General features: G+C 68.6%; 19 protein-coding genes. 2 read left to right on the top strand and 17 right to left on the bottom strand.

The window, feature by feature from the left end; all coding sequences use genetic code 11:
* Positions 1-9 precede the first annotated feature (9 nt).
* The 13 genes from ABD882_RS06440 to ABD882_RS06380 form a co-directional block, all read right to left on the bottom strand.
* Positions 10-588, bottom strand: a complete 579-nt coding sequence (locus ABD882_RS06440; protein WP_345185422.1) for a hypothetical protein — start codon at positions 586-588, stop codon at positions 10-12.
* Positions 585-893 (bottom strand): hypothetical protein, encoded by a 309-nt coding sequence (locus ABD882_RS06435; protein ID WP_345185420.1) that lies wholly within the window; start codon positions 891-893, stop codon positions 585-587. The genes ABD882_RS06440 and ABD882_RS06435 overlap by 4 nt, the downstream gene beginning before the upstream one ends.
* Positions 890-1,228: a hypothetical protein gene (locus tag ABD882_RS06430; protein ID WP_345185419.1), complete on the bottom strand. Its 339-nt coding sequence runs from the start codon at positions 1,226-1,228 to the stop codon at positions 890-892. The genes ABD882_RS06435 and ABD882_RS06430 overlap by 4 nt, the downstream gene beginning before the upstream one ends.
* A gap of 112 nt (positions 1,229-1,340) precedes the next feature.
* Positions 1,341-1,556, bottom strand: coding sequence for a hypothetical protein (locus ABD882_RS06425; protein WP_345185417.1), 216 nt, complete (start codon positions 1,554-1,556; stop codon positions 1,341-1,343).
* Positions 1,553-1,774 (bottom strand): hypothetical protein, encoded by a 222-nt coding sequence (locus ABD882_RS06420; protein WP_345185416.1) that lies wholly within the window; start codon positions 1,772-1,774, stop codon positions 1,553-1,555. The genes ABD882_RS06425 and ABD882_RS06420 overlap by 4 nt, the downstream gene beginning before the upstream one ends.
* A complete protein-coding gene (locus tag ABD882_RS06415) occupies positions 1,771-1,953 on the bottom strand; it encodes a hypothetical protein (RefSeq protein ID WP_345185415.1) in 183 nt (60 codons plus the stop codon). Before ABD882_RS06415 ends, ABD882_RS06420 begins: the two co-directional genes overlap by 4 nt.
* The gene (locus ABD882_RS06410) at positions 1,950-3,017 is read right to left on the bottom strand and encodes an AAA family ATPase (RefSeq protein WP_345185413.1); all 1,068 of its coding nucleotides are present in this window, start codon (positions 3,015-3,017) and stop codon (positions 1,950-1,952) included. The genes ABD882_RS06415 and ABD882_RS06410 overlap by 4 nt, the downstream gene beginning before the upstream one ends.
* Complete coding sequence (locus tag ABD882_RS06405; protein WP_345185412.1) at positions 3,014-3,850, bottom strand: hypothetical protein; 837 nt, start codon at positions 3,848-3,850, stop codon at positions 3,014-3,016. Before ABD882_RS06405 ends, ABD882_RS06410 begins: the two co-directional genes overlap by 4 nt.
* A gap of 163 nt (positions 3,851-4,013) precedes the next feature.
* Positions 4,014-4,310, bottom strand: a complete 297-nt coding sequence (locus ABD882_RS06400; RefSeq protein WP_345185410.1) for a helix-turn-helix domain-containing protein — start codon at positions 4,308-4,310, stop codon at positions 4,014-4,016.
* Positions 4,311-4,498: 188 nt separating this feature from the next.
* Entirely contained in the window at positions 4,499-5,941 is a 1,443-nt protein-coding gene (locus ABD882_RS06395) for a recombinase family protein (RefSeq protein ID WP_345185409.1), read from the bottom strand.
* The gene (locus ABD882_RS06390; protein WP_345185407.1) at positions 5,938-6,117 is read right to left on the bottom strand and encodes a hypothetical protein; all 180 of its coding nucleotides are present in this window, start codon (positions 6,115-6,117) and stop codon (positions 5,938-5,940) included. Before ABD882_RS06390 ends, ABD882_RS06395 begins: the two co-directional genes overlap by 4 nt.
* Positions 6,118-6,256: 139 nt before the next feature.
* Complete coding sequence (locus tag ABD882_RS06385) at positions 6,257-7,516, bottom strand: serine hydrolase domain-containing protein (RefSeq protein ID WP_345185406.1); 1,260 nt, start codon at positions 7,514-7,516, stop codon at positions 6,257-6,259.
* A gap of 174 nt (positions 7,517-7,690) precedes the next feature.
* On the bottom strand, positions 7,691-8,851 hold the full coding sequence (locus ABD882_RS06380; protein WP_345185405.1) for a citrate/2-methylcitrate synthase: 1,161 nt from the start codon (positions 8,849-8,851) through the stop codon (positions 7,691-7,693).
* Positions 8,852-8,969: 118 nt separating this feature from the next.
* On the opposite strand from ABD882_RS06380, the gene ABD882_RS06375 reads away from it, so the two are divergent.
* A complete protein-coding gene (locus ABD882_RS06375; RefSeq protein WP_345185403.1) occupies positions 8,970-10,268 on the top strand; it encodes a citrate/2-methylcitrate synthase in 1,299 nt (432 codons plus the stop codon).
* Positions 10,269-10,312: 44 nt separating this feature from the next.
* On the top strand, positions 10,313-12,292 hold the full coding sequence (gene dxs, locus ABD882_RS06370; protein WP_345185402.1) for a 1-deoxy-D-xylulose-5-phosphate synthase: 1,980 nt from the start codon (positions 10,313-10,315) through the stop codon (positions 12,290-12,292).
* On the opposite strand, the gene ABD882_RS06365 is transcribed toward dxs, so the two are convergent.
* From ABD882_RS06365 to ABD882_RS06350, 4 genes are all read right to left on the bottom strand, one after another.
* Positions 12,289-12,861, bottom strand: a complete 573-nt coding sequence (locus tag ABD882_RS06365) for a hypothetical protein (RefSeq protein ID WP_345185400.1) — start codon at positions 12,859-12,861, stop codon at positions 12,289-12,291. The two genes, dxs and ABD882_RS06365, sit on opposite strands and share 4 nt — an antisense overlap.
* The gene (locus ABD882_RS06360; RefSeq protein WP_345185399.1) at positions 12,858-13,550 is read right to left on the bottom strand and encodes a TetR/AcrR family transcriptional regulator; all 693 of its coding nucleotides are present in this window, start codon (positions 13,548-13,550) and stop codon (positions 12,858-12,860) included. The genes ABD882_RS06365 and ABD882_RS06360 overlap by 4 nt, the downstream gene beginning before the upstream one ends.
* 65 nt (positions 13,551-13,615) lie before the next feature.
* Positions 13,616-15,127 (bottom strand): glycerol-3-phosphate dehydrogenase/oxidase, encoded by a 1,512-nt coding sequence (locus tag ABD882_RS06355; RefSeq protein WP_345185397.1) that lies wholly within the window; start codon positions 15,125-15,127, stop codon positions 13,616-13,618.
* Between the two features lie 11 nt (positions 15,128-15,138).
* Entirely contained in the window at positions 15,139-15,738 is a 600-nt protein-coding gene (locus tag ABD882_RS06350) for a TetR/AcrR family transcriptional regulator (RefSeq protein WP_345185396.1), read from the bottom strand.
* Positions 15,739-15,756 lie beyond the last annotated feature (18 nt).

The raw sequence follows: 15,756 nt of genomic DNA, 5'->3' as shown, positions 1-15,756 counted from the left end.
TGGTTCCTTTCAGTGGAGGTCGGTGAAGCTGTCGCGGGCTGCGGAGATCGCGGACGTGATGGCATCGCCGACAGCGGAAGCGCTGGCAGCTCCAGCCGCTAGCTGGCGATCGGTCGCGAGCTGGTCGAGATACTTCGACCAGGCGAACGGCTCCAACGGGGAGGGCACCTGCCTGTAGCGCGGCTCGTACATGACGCCGCCGCGCTCGACCTTCCCGCCGACTGAGCCCCGACCGGGGACGGCGAGCTCCAGCGGCACGTACCGGTCGCTCCGTGCGAAGATCTCGCGGTCGAATGCGTTCGCGGCCTGGTAGGCCTCCGCCATCGCGAGCCAGGCCACGAAAACCGCCTGGAGGTCCAGGACGTCCGCGGATGCGACGGCCTGGAGTGCACGGTCCGCGGCGACGATCCGCTCTGCGAGCTTGACCCGCTCGGGGCGCTGATCCTCCAGCGCCTGGAGGGCTGCGGCATCCTCTGCATGGCGGCGCTCGACTACGCGGTCGCGCTTTCGCTGCTCCAGATCGGCTGCGAGCTGCGCGGCCTCCCGGATCTGCTGATCGAGTGAAGGGGTCTTCGTTGCGGTGCTCATGATGCGTTCTCCTTGGTGGTAGAGGTGGGGGTGGTGATGAGGTGACGCTCGGTCATGTGGGCGACGGCAGCGGGTGCCGATGATTCCGCCGACCAGCCGCACGAGCATGTCGCCCGGTGAATGGGCGGGCTGTAGCCGGCGGCGCGCGAGGTACCGGACATCCTCAGGGCTTCCCTGGTGATCTTGTGGCCGGGCCGGTCCGCGAGGTCGGGCGGCGGCTGCGGGACCGAGCGCGTAGGCCGATCATCGGGGAGCGGCTGAGGGCTGACCGGCCTCCCGAACAGGTCGACCAGCTGGTCGTTCATGACTCATCCCAGTCCCACCACGCGGGGGCTGTACCGTCCACCATTGGGACACTCAGGATCAGCAGATTGTCGGACAGCCGGGCAAGTCTCCGGTGCAACTCGGACAGCTGCTTGTGCGTCGGGCCGTTCAGCCGTGCGTCGTAGTCCAGATATGTCTGCTCAATCTGAAGTCGAAGCTCGGAAGTCTCAGCCCTGATTCTGGCGATCTCATTGAGGACGCCGATCCCGACCGTAACCGCGAGGTGGTGCGCCTCTAGGTGTTCGGCAGGTACGCCCGGATGCATGGTGGACAGGTCGGGCTCTTCGGTCGTCGTGGTGCTCGTGGCGATGGTCATGATGTTCTCTCTTCGGTGGTGGGGGTTTCAGTGCGAAGGACGGCGCTCCAGGTGTCAAGAACGCCTTCCAGTCGGGCGAGCGCGGTGGCAAGGTCCGGCGTGGCGATGGCGTTCATCGGGTACTCCGTTCGCGGTCGGCATACCAGGCCTGCGAGCCCTCGGCAGCCTCTCCGGTGTCACGGCGTCCGCATCGGGTGCAGTAGCCGCTGATCGGGTCGAACCGGTGCCCGTGCTCGGTCACGACCGGGGCCGGAGCCTCGACGCGACGACGGCGCGGCCGCACCTCATGGAGCAGTCCTCCTAGCTCGACGTATGCCGGGGAGGTCATGCGATCACCCCGTTCGTCCAGTCGATCTGCTTGCCGGTGAGCGATGCCCTGCGGCGCATGTCCGCGATCTCCTCACGGGTGTAGCGGCTGGCGACATACCAGTGATCGCACTCGGCCTGGAGACGCACGTTCTCGGCCTGGAGGCGACCAACCTCACGCCGGAGGAACAGATAGGTCGCCTCCGAGACGTGGAACCGCTCAGGCACGACGGCGGTCACGATGCACCGCCGTAGGCCGGACAGGTCGCGTCGTGCAAGACCGTCATCACGAACACGCCCTCGTACTGCTCGACCATGCGAAGGTCTGCATCGCAATCGGGACAGGCGTCAGAGTGCTGCGTCGTGCGTCCGAGTAGCTGGCCGAATGCGTTGCGCATCCGGTCCTGTGCCGCGCTCACGATGCCACCTCATTCGAGGTCGGGTCCTGGTCGTGGTCCTGGTCCCCCTTGTAAGGGGGGGGACCAGCCGGACCACTCTCGGACCCATGGGCCGGGACCGGTCCGGGACCATGCGGACCACCGGGACCACCGTCACGCTCTCGAAGCAACCGGAGGGCTGCACCTGCACGAGTTCCGCCCCAGTGCAGTCGATCCTGGACGTCACGCTTGCTCGACGGCGGCGGCACCAGTGCGGCCAGGATCTCCACATCAGAGGTCGGGCGCGCGGTCTGGATCGGAGTCTCAAATCGGTAGGCATTGCCGCCAGGCATAGGGGAGACGACGAAAGACGCGACAACCGGCTCACGTCCCGAAGTGAGTCCACGCAGTGCCCCGTGGCGATCCTTGACGATAGACAGCTGCGCCCGCCCGCCACCCTCCTTCGTGAAAGGCTCCAAGCTGGTCACACGGAGCAGAGCGCCATCGACGGCACGCTTCTTCGCCGCGGACCCGGTAGCGCCGTAGTTGCGGGACTCGACGCCCTTCGCCTCATGATCGATCGCAAGGACGCCTGCGCCGGTACGTGCGAGGGCAGTCAACACCACCCGGTGCACACGCGTGTAGTCGTCGGCATCGTTGCTGTTCGCGCCGTACATCGGCAGCAGCTCTCCGATGGAGTCGAGCACGGCGAACGTCGGACGCCAGTCGGCAGCGTCCTGCACGACGGCGGCGATGGCGTCGGCGTCCTCCGGCGTGGCCATGCGGAATCGATTCGGATCCACCAGGGTGCTCTTCGGGACACCGAACCGGCGAAGACGGTCAAGGATGGCGGGCGCGCCATTGTGATCGAGATCCATCCAGAGCACGGCTCCGCCCGAGAACAGCTCATCTGCAACCATGCCGCCCGCGACGAGCGTCTTGCCCGCCTCGGGCGCGCCCAGCAGCACATTCACGGCACCGAGATAGCAGAGCCGAACGCCATCGGTTCGGACGCCACCGCACGCCGTCTCCGGCGCGGTCAGAGTGCCATCCAGGATCGCGCGCACGTCCACATATTCGGCAGCCGCGACGACGAGCGCGTTCACGAGATCATCCCGCGCATACGGAGCAGAATGCTGCGCTCCGACTCTTCGGCCATCTTCATGACCAAGTACTGATGCTCATCAAGATGCCGCAGGATTGCATCCTCCACGAGGCGACGGAGAACACTCGGGGGGATCGCGTCCACCTCTACTGAGTCGCCCACGAAGTTGGCGGCGCGGGTATCGGTCTTCTTCGTCGGTCGCGTCGACAAGTTGTACTCGACGATCTGCGCCGGCGTGACCGCGATGCGCTCGAACTTGACGCTGGCGCCTTGCGTGAACGTGTTCATCTTCTTCGTGAAGTCGCGCCAGGCGTCCACACCAGATGGATCATGGTCGCCCAGCTGATAGATGAACGTCGTCTTACCGTCTGCGTCGTTGTCGATGACGGTCTGGGAGATCGACTCGACGAACGTTTCCGACGTATACCCCCGTGTTACGGAGAGCTCGACATCCCACTTGTCGGTTATCGGATGCACGACACCGGATATGGCGTCCTTCTCGCTGATGAAGATGATCTCGGCGTCCTGGTTGTCCCACAGGGCGCGCCGGTAGCTGCTGGCCGCGTTGTCGAGCAGCGCGTCAACCGATCCCCAGGTTTCCGGCTTCCAGCGGAGCCGCGTGCCGTCTGTGATCCACCGGTAGGGGATTTGGCCCGAGCGGCGCAATGCGAGGAGCCTGCGCCCTACGGCCTCATAGGCCTTCTCGGTCTTGTCGATTGCGCCCATCGACACGACGCGGTAGAAGATGCCCCGCAAAGTGACTGGATGCTCCTCCTTGGCCGCGGCGAAAATCGCGTCATCAAGGTCTGCAAGTTCGGCCTTAGTCCGGCGCATTCTTTTTACGGGGCTAGCCCCGTAAACGTCCCTCGCGTTCACGAGGCCACCGCCACGGATGGGCGGAGCACCGCGACGATGCGGTCGATCTGCGCGCGAGACAGCGGGGGAGCAGAGTCAGCGAGACGTGCACCAGCAGCCGCCAGCGCGGACAGTTCGGCGCTCATGCTGCACCGGGGATCATGAGGTGCAGCGCGGCATCCACAGCTTCGACCGGGATCCGGATGGGGCGCATGTCGCGGCCCTTGTGAGTCGGCGGATTGCCGAACTTGAAGGCCTGGAGCGTGCCGGATGCGATCAGGCGGCGAATCGAATCGACCGAGACATTCAGACGCTCGGCAGCTTCGCGTGGGGATAGATATTCGGGCGGGATTCTCTTGTTCATTCCCCCGGCGCACAGGTCGGGGGCGAAAGTCAGGGGAGAGGCGTTGTCAAGTGGTTCCTTCGCGCGGGTGTGCATTGTCTTGCTCCGGGTTCCGCGCGGCCCTCAGAGCTGGGAGACGGTTGCATTTCCAATCCGTCCTGCTCACAAGAATAGCGCATCTCTGCCTAGAGGAGCGTTATTCATTGCGTCGTTCATCTCGTGTTAATGTCAGTGGTGAACATTTGTCTATAAGTGGTGAATAGCGGTGGTAATGAGTGAATCTGTCATTCATTCCACACCAGCTCGATCCCCGCGGCGAAGCCTTCGGCCCACGCGGCCACCTTGTCCGGGTTCGCATCGGACGGGCGACGGCCCCGCGGCTGGCGATGGATCCGCACAGTGCAGAGCGCGTCGAGCACGACGGCACGCGCCCGCGGATCCGGCAGGGCCAGCCAGGCGGCAGCGGGGTCAGGCGCGCCCAGGATGCCGCTCAGCGCGTTCGTGGAGCCGATCTGCGCCAGCTGCATGTCCAGCTCGTGCAAGCGCGTCTCAGCGCGCTCTGTGGCGATCTGCACCTGCCGGGCATTCAGCAGCCCGTCCGCGAAGTCGATGGCGAACCCGTCGATACGATCCCGGAGCCCGTTCGCTTCGTCGCGAAGCTCGCGCACGGCTCCGGCGTTGTCCTCGGATGCCAGTGCGGAGGTGATTGCGGGATCCCGGAGCCGTGCAGAGATCGCACCTTCGACAACCTCGTCGGTGTAGTCCGCGCGGCGCGAGACGTGGAACCGGGGACATTCGTACTTGCGGTAGGTGGTCTTCGCGCCATCCTTGGCGCTCAGGACGCCGTAGGCGGTCTTCAGCGGTGCATCGCACACGGCGCACAAGTATGTGCCCGCGCCCAAGTACTTCCGCGCATTGCCCTCGGCTGCGGCCTTGTCCCGGCGTGCGGGATCGGTCAGCACAGCGCCGACCGCCCGGAAGGCGTCCTCCGTGATGATCGGCTCCCAGGTGCCTGGTCCGACGTACTCGCGCACCCGCTTGCCGTCCGGCTGCGTGCGGAGAATCCAGCGCTCAGCGACGTAGCGCGGGTTCAGCAGCAGATCGTGAACGCCGGAGCGGGTCCAGGCCTTGCCGCGAGTGTTGGTGACGCCAGTAGCGGCCAGCCATGCGGTGATCGTGTGCAGCCCGTCGCCCCGAGTGAACTGGTGGAAGACCTCGCGCACGACATCGGCCTCGGTGGGGCGGATCGTGCCGTCAAGGTCGTAGCCGAAGGCGCGGCCCGAGTGTTGCGGCTTGCCGAGCTTGGCGCGGTGATCGTTCGCACGTTTCTGCCGCTCACCCTTGCGCCGCGACTCGAACCGAGCGATACCGGCGAGCATCGTCGCGCGAAACTCACCGTCCGCCGTCGAGAGGTCGATCTCACCGTCCACGGTTACAACCTTCGCGCCCAGGTCGATCAGCGTGTTCAAGTCGCGCGTCGTGCGGAGCAGTCGATCAAGGTCTACGGCCACGATGGCGTCCACGCGGCCCGCTCGCAGGTCATCCAGCATCGTCGCCCAGGCGGTGCCCTTGCCGCGGGCCTTGGATGCCGACGTGTCGTTGTCCTCGTAGACCCCAGTGAACGTCCAGCCGCGCGCGTCGATCAGGGCGCGGATGCGCGGCTTCTGGCGGTCGATTCCCTCGGCCACGTCGAGCGATTGACGGGCGTACCCTGCTGCTCGGATCATCGGGCGGTCCCTATCTCGTGAGTGATGGCCTGGCGGGCCTCGGTGCGGGTACGGAAGCCGCCGAACGTGATGTCACAGATCTGGATCGTGCCGTCGATCTCGACTTCGCATCGTGCCGCGTAGCCGCCGCTGCGCTCGACCGTGATGACGTGGTGCTTGATCAGCGTGGTGCTCATGGTTCCGACCTCCTAGTTAGTCTAGTAGTCGGTACGTTACGCTGCAGTACGTGCTGCGCTCGCTGGTCTGAGCGCTCTCAGCGCGAACCGGGTCGGATCCTTCGGGATCCGGCCCGTTCTGCGTTCCGTCAGTGAGGTGTCACTTCTTCTTCGCGGCGATCGGCGGCGGGTCGTTCGGTGCGAGCACGGCGCCGATCTCACGGAACAGTCGGTCGCTCGCGTTGTCGTAGTTGCCGTTCTCGTCGAACGCTCCCGGCAGGAACGTCGTGGCCACGGCGATCGCGATCTTCTGCGACGGCAGATAGGCCTCCGTGGCGCTGTAGCCGCTCAGGAGCGGGTTCTGCAGCTGCCAGGATCCGGACCGCACCACCCCGAGTCCGTAGTTGTACCCGTCCACCTGGGTGAAGCAGGATCCGGCGCAGGCGGGCAGCGCCGTGCCGAATCCGATGAGGGTGGAATCGGTCATCGCGTGAAAGCTCTTCGAGGAGAGCAGCTTCCCCGTGCCGACCGCGACCGCCGTCGTCGTCATATCGGTGATCGTGGTCGTCTCGGCCGCGCCGATCGGAGTTCCCCAGACGGGGTTCCAGAAGGTCGACTCCTCGGTGAACGGCATCGACGGCGGAACTCCGAGGGCGACGCGTCGTTCCGAGCTGAAGGCGTGCAGCACGGGCTCCGGAATCGTCGCCGTGTCGTACGCCGCCGTCTGCGTCAGCCCCATCGGCCCGAGGACCTTCTTCTGCAGCAGCTGGTCGAGCGGCGCACCGCCGATCATGGACAGGATGTGGCCGAGGATCATGAAGTTGGTGTGCGAGTAGCTCCAGTTCGTCCCGGGCGCGAACTGCAGCGGGCGGTTGAAGGCGTCCTTCACTCGCTCGTCGAAGGTGAACTCGTGGAACGGGTCGGCGTTGTAGGCGGCCGTCCACCCGGGATCGGTCTCGAAGTCCGGGTATCCGGTGGTCTGGTTGGTCAGCATCTTGAGCGTGACCGTCTTCGCCTCGGGCAGCGTCGGCATCCACTTGTCGATCGTGTCGTCGAGTGTGATCTTGCCCTCATCGACATACTCGAGCAGCAAAGTCGAGACGTACTCGAAGGCGACCGCGCCGTTGCGGAAGTGCATGTCCGTGGTGGCGGGCACCCCGGTCATCGAGTCGCCGAACGCCTGCATGGCGACCACCTTGTCGCCGATCGTCACTCGCACGATCACGGCCTTGAGGCTGTCCGTCGTCATCGCCTTCTGCACCACTTGGGCCACAGCGTCGGCGGTGGCGCCTCGCACGGGCGCGGTCGTGGAGGCGGGGGCTGTGGTGCTGCCGGGAGTCGCCGTGCCTGAGGGACCGGATCCGAAGCATCCCGTCAGGGCGAGCAGAACCACAGCGCCGCCCGCGAGGACGCTGATCACGCGCCGATGCGTCGCAGAACCGGACGTGCGCGCTGCCGTGTTCACATCTGTCCTCTCGCGGAGTCCGCAGAGATCATCAGGCGGCGCCGCGAGTCGAGACGCCGGTCGTCGGGTAGACCTGCTGGCTGAGCATAGACCTCGGCGGAGCGCGTCGACAATGCCGGCTGTGCGGGGTCACACGAGCGGGCCGACGTACCGCGAGGCCGGACGCAGGATCTTGCCGTCCGCGACCTGCTCGCACGCATGCGCTCCCCAGCCGATCAGCCGGGCCGACGCGAAGGTCGGTGTGAAGAGCTCCCTCGGGATCCCGCACGCCTCCATGACGACCGCCGCGTACAGTTCGACGTTCGTGCGCAGGGCACGGCCGGGCTTGAGCTCGTCGAGCACCCGCAGCACCGTCTGCTCCACGGTCACGGCGAGATCGACACGCTCCGAGGCGAGGCCGTCACCGCGCAGGCGCTGTGCGATCTCGCGCAGCAGCCGGGAGCGCGGGTCCTCGGTGCGGTACACCGCGTGGCCGAAGCCCATGATCCGTCCGCCACTGCGCACGCGCTCGCGCACCCACGCTTCAGCACGTTCGGGGGATCCGATCTCGTCGAGCATGTCCAGGGTGCGCGCGGGGGCGCCGCCGTGCAGCGGACCCGACAGGGCGCCGAGTGCACCGGCGACGCAGGAGGCGAGGTCGGCGCCGGTCGACGCGATCACCCGCGCGGTGAACGTCGAGGCGTTGAAGCCGTGGTCCATCGCCGCCGTGAGGTAGGTACCCAGCGCGGCGACGAGGCGGTCGCCCTGCTCGACGCCGGAGAGCATGCGCAGGTAGTCGGAGATCGGGTCGCGCGTCGGATCAGCGTCGATCGGATCCTGACCGGTGCTGAGACGGTGCAGCGCCGCGATGAGCGTGGGCGCGACAGCGGCGAGGCGGATCGCGTCATCGATGCGCTCCGCCTCGGTCTCGTCGTACAGGGCGTGTCGCCCGTCGGCGGCGGAGACGAGTGCGAGCGCGGTGCGCAGCTGCATCATCGGGTCGAGCCCGGAGGAGGCGAGCGCGGGCAGTGCCGAGAGCACTTCCTCCGGGACCGTGCGTGCGGCTCCGGTGCGGTCCCGCCACTCGGCGGTCTCTGCGGTGTCCCGGGGGAGCGCACCGAGCGCGATCAGCCGCCAGGCGTCCGCGAACCGCGCGCCGGCCGCCAGCTCCACGCCCGAGACCCCGCGATAGTGGAAGAACCCCTCGGCGCCGCGCACGTCGCCCACGCGCGTCTCAGCGACGACGACGTTCGCCAGTCCGCGGGGCACGTCGATGAGCTGTGCGTCGTCGCGATCGATCGTGATGGCCATGTCGGATCCCTCTCCTTCGCGCCGCGGATGGCGGCTCTCTGCCCACGATCGAACATGGATCCGGCTATCGTCAATGTTGATCGAATCAATGACGGATCGGACCGGCGGGAGGCGGCGCATGGATCGGCTCACAGCGGCACAGGCGGCGGCGCGCCTGGGCGTGCGCACGGAGACGCTGTACGCGTATGTGTCGCGCGGACTGATCGCTCGAGAGCGCGGCTCGCACGGGTCGGCGTTCGACCCGCTCGAGGTCGAGCGGTTCGCACGGACCCGCCGGAGATCGACATCGCCGTCGCACGGCGGCGCCCGCGTGGCCGGCGCGGATGGCAGTCCGCTCGCGGTGATCGACACCGACATCGCGCTGATCGAGGACGACGAGCTGTGGATCCGCGGAGTTCCGGTCCAGGAGCTGATTGCGGCACCGGGCGAACCGCCGCAGTTCGACGCGGTCGTGCGCTGGCTGTTCGAACGGACGGAGCATCCGCGAGCGGCCCCGCACCCGCTCGTGTCGGCAGGTGCGGAGGCGGCCCGGCGGATGCTCGACGCGCTGCCGCCGGGCGCAGGGGCGTTCAGTCGTCTGCTCGCCGCGGTCGCAGCTCTCGCTGCCGGCGACCCGGAGCGCTACGACCTGCGGCCGGAGGCCGTGGGCCGGGTCGCGACACGGCTGGTCGCGGGGCTCGTGGATGCGCTTGCGCCGATCGGGGACGCTCCCGGCTCGGAGGCGCCGGTCGCCGAACGGCTGTGGGCGCGCCTTTCCGGCCTTCCCGCCGACAGTGGCCGGATCCGGATGCTGGATGCGGCGCTGATCCTGCTCGTCGATCACGACATGGCGGCGTCGACCCTCGCGGCCCGTGCGGCGGCCTCGGCACGCGCGCATCCCTACGCCGTCGTCGCCGCGGGGCTCGGCGCGCTGGACTCCGCGTTGCACGGCGCGGTGAGCGCGTCCGTGCATGCGATGCTCCGCGACGTGCAGCAGGGGACGGATCCCGCGGCGGCCGTGGCGGCGGCGACTCGCCGCAGCAATGCGGGCATTCCCGGGTTCGGGCAGCCGCTGTACCCCGGCGGAGACCCCCGTGCGCGGGCGTTGCGGGATCGGATGGCGGCCCTGGGCGACGCGCGCGCGGACGCGGCCCTGCGGATCGCCGCGGAGGTCGGCGACGTGGTGCGGGAGCGAACCGGACTGCTCCCGACGATCGATCTGATGCTGGCCGTCATGACCGTGGCCGGGGACATGGCTCCCGATGCGGGGGAGACGGTGTTCGCGATCGCGCGCTCCGCCGGATGGTGCGCGCACGCCCTCGACGAGTACGGACGTGCGCCGCTGCGGCTGCGTCCGATCGGCCGCTACGTCGGCCCTGACCCCGCGGATGTCCAGCGTGCGAGCAGTAATGCTCGCTACGCTGAAGAGATGCGGTGAAGCCGAGGCGGATCCGTTCCATTCGTTCCCAGGAGGCAGATACGGTGGCGATTCTTCCCGGCATTGCGGGTCCGCGCGACCTCGATCGGCTCTCGCCCGAGCAGCTCGACGAACTGGCGGCAGAGATCCGCACGTTCCTGATCGAGAACGTCGCCCGCACCGGGGGACACCTGGGGCCGAACCTCGGAGTCGTCGAGCTCACCATCGCCCTGCACCGCGTGTTCTCCTCCCCGGACGACCCGATCATCTTCGACACCGGGCATCAGTCGTACGTGCACAAGCTGCTCACCGGACGGCAGGACTTCTCGGCGCTCCGTTCCCGCGGCGGCCTGGCCGGCTACCCGCAGCGCTCGGAGAGCCCCCACGACGTGGTGGAGTCATCGCACGCTTCCAGCTCGCTGAGCTGGGCGGACGGCATCTCCCGCGCGTTCACCGCGACGGGGCGGGCGGATCACCATGTCGTCGCCGTGGTCGGGGATGGTGCCCTCACCGGCGGCATGACATGGGAGGCGCTCAACAACATCTCGGACGACAACGAGCGCAACCTCGTGATCGTCGTGAACGACAACGGGCGCTCCTATGCCCCGACGATCGGCGGCATGGCCCGGTACATGAACCGGGTGCGCACCGCGGGCGTCTACCGCGGCCTGCATCGCACCTCGGACCGATTCTTTCGCGCCTTCGGACCCGTCGGGCGCGCGTTCTACCGCGGGGTGCGCGGGGGCACGCACGGGTTCCTCTCGCGCTTCTCGAACAACGAGGAGCTGTACTCCAACCTCGACATCAAGTACCTGGGGCCTGTCGACGGGCACGACATCCAGGCGCTGACCGAGACGCTCCAGCTCGCGAAGGATTATGGCGCGCCCGTGATCGTGCACGTCATCACGGAGAAGGGTCGTGGCTATCAGCCCGCGCTCGATGACGAGGCAGACCAGTTCCACGCGGTGAACAAGATCGACCCGAAGACCGGGACACCACTCGCCGCCTCTGGCACTGGGTGGACGGATGTCTTCGCCGAAGCGCTCGTGGATGTCGGATCCCGCACCCCGAACGTCATCGCGATGACCGCGGCGATGCTGCGCCCGACCGGACTCGCCCCGTTCGCCGAGCGTTTCCCCGACCGGGTCTACGACGTCGGCATCGCCGAACAGCACGCCGTGACGGCCGCCGCAGGCCTCGCCTACGGCGGGTTGCACCCGGTCGTCGCGCTGTACGCCACGTTCATTGGCCGCGCGTTCGACCAGGTGCTCATGGACGTCGGCCTGCACCGTGCGGGGGTCACGTTCGTGCTCGATCGCGCCGGGGTCACCGGTCCCGACGGCCCCAGCCACCACGGCCTGTGGGACCTGTCGATGCTGCAGATCGTTCCCGGGATCCGGATCGCAGCGCCGCGCGACGCCGCGCGGCTGCGGGAGGAGCTCGAGGAGGCTGTCGCCGTGGATGACGCGCCGACGGTGATCCGCTTCCCGAAGGGCGGCGTGACCCCGGAGATCCCCGCGCTGGAGCGCCTGCATGACGGCGTGGACGTGCTCTCCCGCGGCGAGGGCGAGGACGTGCTGCTGGTCGGCATCGGGCCGTTCGCGACGCTCGCGCTCGATGTGGCGGAGCGGCTCAAGGCGCAGGGGATCGGTGCGACCGTGATCGACCCGCGCTGGGCGATCCCGGTGCAGCCCTCGGTCGTCGAACTCGCCGCGCGGCACCGTCTGGTGATCACGCTCGAGGACGGGATCCGCGTCGGCGGCGTCGGCACCCGGGTGCGTCAGGTCCTGCGCGAGGCGGGGATCGACACGGCCGTCGACGAGCTGGGCCTGCCGGACGAGTACATCGATCACGCGAGCCGGGAACAGATCCTCGAAGAAGCCGGGCTCACCGCGGGCAAGATCGCGCAGGACGTGGTCGCACAGGTGCTCGGCACCCGCGTGCCGATCGCGCGCCCGACCGGCGAGGTCCCGCTGCACACGGGCACGGTGCAGATCGTCGCGGGGCGCAGCGTCGAAGCCGACGCCGAGGAGCGCCGGCGCTAGACAGGGTCGGGCCAGGCGGCTGCGACGCGCGCGTCCTCTCGCAGTGCCTGATGCGCCGTGATCCACCAGCCGGTAGCGGCGGCGACCGCGGTGAGTGGCGCCGCGATTCCGGCCAGGAGAGCCGAAGCGGTTCCGCTGCTCAGTGACCCGATAGCGAGGCTGATCGCCGTACCGACCACCGCGCCCAGGATCGCATAGGCGGCTACATGGATCGCTGTCGCGCGCACGTGGCGGAGGCGGCGTCCGAGCACCCCCGCCAGAGGCGTCGCGACCAGTGCGACCAGGCCCGAGACAGTGCCGCCGATCAGCGCCGCGAGGAACATCCCGTACAGCCCGAGCGAGATCGACGACTGCCATGCAGCGCCGAAGGCACCGCCGTCCTGTGCGGCGGAAGAGCCGTGAGGGCCGGCCGCGGTCGATGCGCCGATCACGACGCCGACCGCGAGCAGCGCTTCCATGAGGGCGACGAACGTGACCCACGTCCAGAAACCGCCGCGAATCAACTCGGACCTGCGGAACGTCATCGGTTCTTCCGCAGTGCGCAGCGACGGCGCCGGTTCATCGTTCATGGCCGAACGTCCGCGATCTGGTCGAGGAGATCGCGGGTGACACCGCGCACGCCGGGAACACGGAGGAATGGCAGGGCGACGGCGAAGAGCTTCAGGCCGGTGTCCAGGAGCCGGGTCGTCTTCGCCTGCTCGGGCGATTCGTCGTAGGTCCAGCGCAGGATGAGTGCGAGATAGGCCGGGAACAGGGCCTCGGGAAGGTGGTCGGCGATGTCGTCGGGCAGGCGATGCGACGCGCCGCTCACGGTGTCACGGAGCAGCCCGACGGTCAGGTCTCGGGCGGGGGAGGACTCTGCGGAGAGCGGGTTGATGGGCGAGTCCGGCGAGACCATCGCGCTCAGGAAGCCCGGCGCGACGCGGCGGTAGGCGCCGACGGTCTCGAGGCCCGTCTCGAAGAAGATCCGCAGTCGATCGACCAGCCCGGCGACGTCCTCGAGCAGCGGGCGCGCCGAAGCCCCGTGATCGTGCTGCACCTGCTCGTAGAGCTCCTGCACGAGGTGCTCTTTGGAGGGGAAGTAGTAGTAGGCGTTGCCGACCGAGACTCCTGCTTCCTTGGCGATCAGTCGGATCGTGGTGTCAGGGTAGCCGCGCTCGACGAACGACGCCATCGCCGCATCGCGGATGCGCGCCTTCGTCGCCTCGGCCTTGGGGGTGAGCGGCTTCTGAGGAGGCTCCGCCGATGAACTGAACATGTTCAAAGAATAGCCCGCCCGACGGACCTCGTCCAGCCGCACGGTGCCAACAGGGAGCGGGCGGGTCAGGATGAATCGGCGAGCGTCTCGGCGACGAGGGAGGCGACCTCATCCTGCGCCCGCCGGCGGTCGTCGTCGACCAGGCCGATCCGGGTGCGGCGGTCCAGGACGTCGTCGACGGTCAGAGCGCCCTCCGCGCGCACGGCGAACTCCACCTCGGCGCGGCGGACGTCGATGCCCTCCGCGATAGGCTCGGCCGGATCCGCGCACCGCGCACGGGCCAGAACGCGACCCGCCTCGGCGCCGAACCGCCAGTCCAGGGTGCGGGCCGGGTTCGTCGGAGCCGCGACCGCGCCGATGAGCGGCAAGGAGGCCGTGCGGCACGGGCCTGCAGGCAAACCCGCCAGCGTGACCGCGCGATCCACGGCATCCTCGGCCATCCGGCGGTAGGTCGTGAGCTTTCCGCCGAGCACGTTCACGAAACCGCCCTCGGACACGTTGACGAGATGGCGCCGCGAGATGTCCGCCGTCGTCGCGGCATCCGTGTCGACGAGAGGGCGCAGCCCGGCGTAGGCGCCGCGCACCTGGTCGCGTCGGATCGGCGTCCGCAGCCCGCGGTTGAGGGTGTCCAGGAGGAAGCGGATCTCACCCTCCGTGGGCGCGGCCACGGAGGGCACAGGGCCTGGCGCGTCCTCATCCGTGAGGCCGACCACCACGCGCCCGAGCTGCTGCGGCAGAGCGAACACGAAGCGGCTGATGGATCCGGGATGCGGCAGTGTGAGCGCGGCGGTCGGATCCCCCAGAGCGGAGGCATCCAGGATGATGTGCGTTCCCCGGCTCGGACGCATCCGGATCGCGTCGTCGAGCTGTCCGGCCCACACGCCCGTCGCGTTCACGACGGCCTTGGCGCGGAGCTCGAACCTCTCGCCCGTGCGGACATCTTCGACCGAGGCGCCCCTGCGTCGCAGTTCGCGTGCCCGCACCCGGGTGAGGATCCGTGCGCCGTGCATCGCGGCGGTGCGCGCGACCGCGACGACCAGTCGTGCGTCATCGACCAGCTGACCGTCGGCGGCCAGCATGGCGCCGCGCAGTCGTCTGGGATCGAGCCCGGGAACCATCCGCAACGCGGTCGCCGCGGTGATGGGGCGCGGGGCGGGAAGCACGGCACGCGGGGTGCCGACGCGCAGTCGCAGCAGGTCGCCGACGGCAAATCCTGCGGCGCCCATGGCGCGCTGCGTGAGCGTCACTGCGGGGGAGAACGGCAGCAGCTGCGCCATGGGGCGGATGAGGTGCGGCGCGATCCGCGTCATCAGCAGGTGGCGCTCGTGGGCGCTCTCTCGCGCCGTCGCGACATCGCCGGTCGCGAGATAGCGCAGCCCGCCGTGCACGAGCTTTGAGCTGAACCGGCTCGTGCCGAACGCGAGATCCTCCGCCTCGATGAGCACCACGCTCAGTCCTCGGGATGCGGCATCGAGCGCCACCCCGACTCCGGTGATGCCGCCGCCGACGACCAGCAGGTCCGTCTCCTGCTCGGACGCGAGGAGCAGTTCGCGGCTGCGACGCTCGGCATTGAGCATCCCGGATCCGATCATGGCCGCAGCAGCCCCTCCAGAGCGGCGCGCAGCTCACGCTCCCAGGAGGTCTCATCGATCAGTTCGCTCACGGTGTTGTGCGAGAGCAGCGCCGACTGCGCGATGAGCAGGAGCATGACGGCGATCGCCTGCGGTTCGTCCTCGCGCACGGATCCGTCCCGCTGGGCGGCGGCGATCGAGGCGGCGAGCCAGGCGAGGATCGCGCGCTGACTGGATCCGACGCGCTCCAGGGTGTACCGGGTGAACGCCTCGGGTTCCTCAGCCAGCAGGTGGCGGTAGACCGGGTCGGCGCGGAACAGGGCGGAGAAGCGCAGCACGTCATCGACGATCACCGCGCGAGTCGTGGCGGGTTCGCCGAAGCTCGCGAGGATCCCCACGACGCGACGCAGCAGCGCCGCGCGTACCGCATCGTCCGCATCCGCCCAGCTCCGGTAGATCGTCGGACGGCTCACTCCCGCCTTGCGTGCGAGCTCGGCGATGGTCACGCCGCGCACCCCGCGGGTCGCGATGAGCGCATCAGCGGCATCGAGGATCCGGGTCTGCGTCGCGTCCCAGGTCGGCAGCGCCGCGTCGAGGTCTGCTTGACGTTTTGCCATGATCTGTCACACTGTAAC

It is taken from the genome of Microbacterium panaciterrae (genome assembly GCF_039541635.1).
GTDB lineage: Bacteria > Actinomycetota > Actinomycetes > Actinomycetales > Microbacteriaceae > Microbacterium > Microbacterium panaciterrae.
This window is presented reverse-complemented; position numbering and strand designations above follow the sequence as displayed.